We start from the raw sequence: 4,919 nt of genomic DNA, 5'->3' as shown, positions 1-4,919 counted from the left end.
CGATAGCGGTCCGCCAGTTGGTATCGATGCTGACTGACACACCGCCATCGCGAGCAGGCTCACTCCTACATTTGCTATGCATCAGCCTCAAGATCGCCGCACGCCTGCTATGATGCGCGGCATCTCCATCGCTCAGGATCGCGCCGTTCCCCATGGATTACCGCAAACCTTCCGACCGTAAAAGCATGCACTCGCGCATTGTCCAGGAACTGGGCATGCAGATCGTCTCCGGACGTTTTTTGCCCGACGACAAACTGCCCGCCGAAGCGCTGTTGTGCGAGGAATACGCGGTGAGCCGGCCGGTGTTGCGCGAAGCCACGCGGGTGCTGGTGGCCAAGGGGCTGGTGTATTCAAAACCGCGCGTCGGCACGGTGGTCAAGGCCCGTCGCGAATGGCACATGCTCGACCCGGATGTGCTGCACTGGCTGATGCAAAGCAGCCCGCAGAATGAATTCTTCAATGTGCTGACCAGTGTGCGCAGCATCATCGAACCGGCCGCTGCCGCCCTCGCCGCCCAGCACGCGACCGAGGCCGACATCGCCGCCATCGGCGAGGCCTATCAACGCATGGAATCAGCGCCGACGCCGGAAGCCTTGCTGCAACCGGACCTGGACTTCCACAGCCGCATCGCTGACGCGACCCATAACGATCTGCTGGCGAACCTGTGCAACATGCTTTCGGTGGCGATTGCCGAGGCGTTGAAGCATTCGAATCAACGGCCGAATCTGCATGAACTGGCGCTGCCGCGGCACAAGGCGATTCTTACCGCGATCGAGAACCGTGATGCCCTTGGCGCCCGCCACGCGACGCTGGTGCAGCTGGATGATGCGCGCAGTGCCTTGAGTGTTGTGCTTGGGGCGGATCTTTCGTAAGCCTTGAGACCGCTTGCCCTCACCCTAGCCCTCTCCCCGAGGGAGAGGGGACCGATCCGGGAATATTGACGACCTACACCGACGTGAACGATTTGCTTTGAATCCATAATCGGCTGGTATCTCAAATCTCATGATTTGCTGTGAATCCATAATCGATTCGGTATTTCCAGGTCGATGTATCAAGCCGCACACCTCGGTCAGTCCCCTCTCCCTCTGGGAGAGGGCTAGGGTGAGGGGCTTTTGATCTTGACTCATAAAAAAGCCGCAACCCTAAGGTTGCGGCTTCGTCGTTTCAGGCATCCGGATCAGTGAGCAAACAGCGAATTGCCCTTCTGCCCCGCCAGCTTCTCCGGTTTGATCAGGAACTTCGCCAGCGCCGGCAGCAGCCACAGCGCACCGAACATGTTCCACAGCAACATGAAGGTCAGCATCAGGCCCATGTCGGCCTGGAACTTGATCGCCGAGAAGATCCAGGTACACACGCCGATGGCCAGGCACAGACCGGTGAACAGCACCGCTTTACCGGTGGATTTCAGGGTCTGGTAATAGGCTTCCTGCAACGGCAGCCCGGCGCGCAGGAAACTTTCCAGACGGCTGTAGATGTAGATCCCGTAGTCCACGCCAATCCCCACGCCCAGCGCCACCACCGGCAGGGTCGCGACCTTGACGCCGATGCCCATGAACGCCATCAGCGCGTTGCCCAGCACCGAGGTCAGGACCAGCGGCAGGACGATGCACAGGGTCGCCGCCCATGAACGGAAGGTGATCATGCACATCACCGCGACGCAGATGTACACCAGGATCAGGATGGTCAGTTCGGCCTGTTTGATCACTTCGTTGGTGGCCGCCTCGATCCCGGCGTTACCGGCGGCGAGGATGAATTCCAGGCCGTCCTTGTTGTTGGCCTTGGCGAATTCCTGCACCGCGTGTACCGCACGGTCGAGGGTTTCGGCCTTGTGGTCGTTGAGGAAGATCAGCACCGGCGCCAGCGAACAGCTGTTGTTGTACAGGCCGTCAGCGCGGGCGATCGAGTTGTTCAGCACATCCGGGTTGCGCGACAGGGTTTCCCATTTCAGGTTGCCCTCGTTCATGCCCTTGATCATCTGCTTGGACACGGTCACCAGCGAGATCGCCGACTGCACGCCCTCGGTGTTCTGCATCTTCCACATCAGCTCATCGATCGGCGCCATGGCTTCGTAGCGCGAGCAGCCTTCGGTGGCGGTCTTGACCATCACCACCAGCACATCGGAACTGGTGGAATAGTTGTTGATGATGAAATTGTTGTCCTTGTTGTAGCGCGAGTCCGGGCGCAGCTCCGGCGCACCTTGATCGAGGTCGCCGATTTTCAGGTTCTGGCTGTACCAGAGGCCGCCGCCGAAAGCGATCAGCGCCAGAGCGATGGAGATCGGTGCGACTTTCGGGCTGGCGAAGTTCGACAGGAAACGCCAGAACGGATGCTCGCGATTCGCGTCCTTCTTGCTCTTGGCAATCGCGCGTTTGCTGATGCCGACATAGGAAATCGCCACCGGCAGCAGGATCAGGTTGGTGAACACGATCACCGCCACGCCGATGGAGGCGCCAATCGCCAGTTCGCGGATCACCCCGATGTCGATGATCAGCAGCGTGATGAAGCCCACGGCGTCGGCAAGAATCGCGATCATCCCCGGCAGGAACAATTGCCGGAACGTGCGCCGCGCCGCCGTCAGGGCGTTATCGGCTTCGCTGGATTGCAGGGCGATCCCGTTGATCTTCTGCACACCGTGGGAAATGCCGATGGCGAAGATCAGGAACGGCACCAGCATCGAATACGGATCGAGTCCGAAACCGAAGAAGTGCATCAGCCCGAGCTGCCAGACCACCGCCACCAGTGTGGTGCTCAACACCGCCACGGTACTGCGCAGGCAGTTGGTGAACCACAGCAGCAGGATCAAGGTGATGACGAAAGCGATGCCGAAGAACATCACCACCATCACCAGCCCGTCGATCAGGTCACCGACCTTCTTGGCGAAACCGACGATGTGGATCTTGACGTTGGGGTTCTGCGCTTCGAACTTGTTGCGGATCTTGTCTTCGAGTTCATGGGAGAACTGGCGGTAGTCCAGCGCCAGCAGCTTGCCCTGATCCTGCGGGTCCGGGTAGGACTCCAGCAGCGGGATGTCGACGATGCTCGACTTGAAGTCATTGGACACCAAACGCCCGACCTGCCCCGACTTTAGGACGTTGTTGCGCAGCATGTCGAGGCTGTCCGGCGAGCCGTCGTAGCTCTGCGGAATCACTTCACCGCCGGCAAAACCTTCCTCGGTCACTTCGGTCCAGCGTACGCTCGGACTCCACAGCGACTTGAGGCCGGAGCGGTCGACGCCGGAGATGTAGAACACCTCGTCGTTGATCTGCCGCAGGGTCTCCATGTACTCCTTGGAGAAGATGTCGCCGTCTTTGGCTTCCACCGAAATCCGTACGGTGTTGCCCAGGTTCGCCAGATCGTTGCGGTGCTCCATCATCTTTTCGATGAACGGATGCTTGAGCGGGATCATTTTTTCGAAACTGGTGGACGGCCGGATCAGCGTGGCCTGCCAGAACAGGAAGATGCTGACCACCAGACAGATCAGGATCACGGCCGGGCGGTTGTTGAAAATCAGACGTTCGAGGAGCGTCGCTTTGTCCTGCTGAGGAGTGATCAAGGAAGTCATAGCCCCGCCTTCTTATTATTGATCTCGGCGCCGTTGGGCTGCGTGGTGTGCACGCCGCCCTGCCCGGTCAGAATCAGATTGCCGTCACCGGCCGCCGTCACCGAGGACAGCGAGATGCGGTCCGGGCGGTTGAACACGCTGAAGGTTTCGCCGTTGTCGCTGCTGCTGATCACCGAGCCGCCGTTGCCGACGATCACAGTCGAGCCATCCGCGAGCAGGGTCGCGCCGGACAGACCGAACTCCAGCGCACCGCGCGCGGCCTTGAGTTCGACCTGCTGCCAGGTGCTGCCGAAATCGCTGGAGCGGTAGAGGTTGCCGCGCAGGCCGTAGGCCAACAGAGTCTGCGCCTGCGCGGTGCCGATCACGCCGAACAACGAGCCTTGATACGGCCCCTGGATTTTCTCCCAGGTCTGGCCCCAGTCCGGGGAGCGGAACATGCTGCCCTGCTCGCCGACGATGAACAGCCCGGCGTCCTTGACGGCGGCGATGGCGTTGAGGTGGAACTGGTCCTGGTTGTCGAGACGGTCGCTGACGTCTTGCCAGTTCTTGCCGCCGTCGGTGGTTTCCAGCAATGCACCGTAAGCACCGACCGCAACACCGTGATTAACGTCCTGGAACCAGACGTCGAGCAGCGGTGCTTCGCGCTTGAGGTCTTCGAACTGTTTGCTCCAGGTCAGGCCGCCGTCTTCGCTGGCGAGAATCTGCGCGTCGTGACCGACCGCCCAGCCGTGCTTGTCGTCGACGAAATACACCGCCGTCAGCAGTTGCCGGGTCGGCACCTTGGCCTGGGTCCAGGTCTTGCCCTGGTCATCGGAATAGAGAATGTGCCCGCGATCACCCACCGCCACCAAGCGGGTGCCGGCGTGGACGACATCGAGCATCAGGCTTTTGGCGGCTTTGGCCGATTCGGTGGAATACACCCCGTCGGCGGGCGCTTCGGCGGCCAGCACGGGTGCCGACAAGGCAGCACAGCCCAGCAGTGTGAGGGCTGTGGCCAGCAACGCGGTGTTGCGAAACGCCGGCGGGCGGCAACGACTCATAGACCTTCCCCTATTTATTATTGTTAGGCCATTGGGCCTTAGGGCGCCGCAAGGGTGCTCGTGGTAACTGACAGGTCACAAGCATAGCCGTGAAACCCGCAGTCCAGAGCGCCTTGGGAAGCTGGCTCATCCTATCGGGCTTTGGAAACGTCTGACAATCGGCGCCACGTTATCTTTTGTTAACCGGATGACCCTCCTGTCAGCGGTGATTTCCATCGTGGGAGGGGGCTTGCTCCCGAAGGCGCTGTGTCAGGCACCCGAGATGTCGACCGACCCACCGCTTTCGGGAGCAAGCCCCCTCCCACAGGGTGTAATGG

3 protein-coding genes are annotated in these 4,919 nt (G+C 60.7%); 1 reads left to right on the top strand and 2 read right to left on the bottom strand.

All coding sequences use genetic code 11. The features are described from left to right. Positions 1-152 precede the first annotated feature (152 nt). A complete protein-coding gene (locus tag QMX91_RS28955; RefSeq protein ID WP_134786600.1) occupies positions 153-872 on the top strand; it encodes a FadR/GntR family transcriptional regulator in 720 nt (239 codons plus the stop codon). A 305-nt stretch (positions 873-1,177) separates the two neighbouring features. Here the strand turns inward: QMX91_RS28955 and QMX91_RS28950 are convergent, their stop codons facing one another. Both QMX91_RS28950 and QMX91_RS28945 read right to left on the bottom strand, forming a co-directional pair. Continuing rightward, a complete protein-coding gene (locus QMX91_RS28950) occupies positions 1,178-3,562 on the bottom strand; it encodes an RND family transporter (RefSeq protein ID WP_103369119.1) in 2,385 nt (794 codons plus the stop codon). Continuing rightward, entirely contained in the window at positions 3,559-4,602 is a 1,044-nt protein-coding gene (locus tag QMX91_RS28945) for a YCF48-related protein (RefSeq protein ID WP_282413763.1), read from the bottom strand. The genes QMX91_RS28950 and QMX91_RS28945 overlap by 4 nt, the downstream gene beginning before the upstream one ends. Positions 4,603-4,919: the final 317 nt, after the last annotated feature.

Origin of the sequence: Pseudomonas sp. PS01299, assembly GCF_029960145.1 — a bacterium.
GTDB lineage: Bacteria > Pseudomonadota > Gammaproteobacteria > Pseudomonadales > Pseudomonadaceae > Aquipseudomonas > Aquipseudomonas putida_A.
The sequence above is the reverse complement of the archived record's forward strand: the minus strand, read 5'-3'. Positions and strand labels throughout refer to the sequence as shown.

What these genes read in the sequence shown, in the direction of transcription:
- QMX91_RS28955 (WP_134786600.1), top strand. Translation starts at nt 153, where the DNA reads ATGGATTACCGCAAACCTTCCGACCGTAAAAGCATGCACTCGCGCATT.
- QMX91_RS28950 (WP_103369119.1), bottom strand. Translation starts at nt 3,562, where the DNA reads ATGACTTCCTTGATCACTCCTCAGCAGGACAAAGCGACGCTCCTCGAA.
- QMX91_RS28945 (WP_282413763.1), bottom strand. Translation starts at nt 4,602, where the DNA reads ATGAGTCGTTGCCGCCCGCCGGCGTTTCGCAACACCGCGTTGCTGGCC.